General features: G+C 62.0%; 1 protein-coding gene. It reads right to left on the reverse strand.

Going from position 1 to position 908, the window contains the following annotated elements; all coding sequences use genetic code 11:
- Nucleotides 1–212 precede the first annotated feature (212 nt).
- Nucleotides 213–908, reverse strand: a 696-nt coding sequence (locus EN914_RS36785; RefSeq protein WP_206527342.1) for an extensin family protein, incomplete at its 5' end; no start/stop codon positions are given.

A 908-nucleotide genomic window follows, 5' to 3' on the forward strand; every position in this document is an offset into this window, starting at 1 on the left:
GGAAAGCGCCGGCAGCGCCAGACCGGCGGTCAGCATTGCTGCATATTTTGACTGGCGCGCGGTGGCGAAAAACACGGCCCGAAATTTGCCGGCCATTGGCGGAATCCCGTTGATGGATATCCGGCATTTTAACGATCAAGGGTAAAGGAAAACTCAGCGTCCGCGTTCATGCCTGCGGCCGAATTGCGGCACGCGGCCTGGATCAGCCATGATCACTGGCAGAACGTTCCGCCATGACGGCGCGGTTCGAGATCGAGATGGAAATGCAGGGAATGATCGGCGTCGGCGCCTGGGCCGAGCACCGTCTTGAAGGGTCCGCAGGCGGCCTTGCGAACATTGTTGAGGAATTTGGCGTCTTTCTCCGGCGGCGCCGGGCCGACCTCGATCTTCTTGCCGTCCGACAGCGTGAAGCTGGCGATGTCGAGCGCGTTGCCGAACGCGTGTTCCGACAGTTTTCGTGTGCCGTTGCGTGGCCGGCAGACAAAAGCCGATGCCTGGCCGATCGATTTCAGGTCCGCACCGAATTCGGCTTTCGCCGCCGGCTGGATGACATCGGCGGCAAAATGCGCCGTTGCCTCGGCCATCTTGCAGTTGAGCTCGGTTCCGGGGGCAATCGCGATCGACTTTCCAAGGGTCTTCAGCACGATGGGGTAGGGAATCGAACAGCCGATTTCGGTCTGGCTTTCCGCCTTGTGCTCTTCGAATTCGACGCCGAGCGTCTTTAGCCGTTCGCGGCATGCGACTTCCTCGGCCGGCATTTTTTCATCTGGCACGTCGGCCGAGCGCGGATCGGGCAGCATCTTCTCCTCGTCCGCGTCCGCCGGCTTTTGCGGTGGCTGCGGGGCGACGGTTGGCGGCTGGGCCTCGGGTTCTGCAATGTCAGGCTTTCGTGTCGGCGTTGGCGCGAC

This window comes from Mesorhizobium sp. M7A.F.Ca.CA.001.08.2.1 (assembly GCF_003998455.1).
In the GTDB taxonomy this organism is placed as follows: domain Bacteria; phylum Pseudomonadota; class Alphaproteobacteria; order Rhizobiales; family Rhizobiaceae; genus Mesorhizobium; species Mesorhizobium ciceri.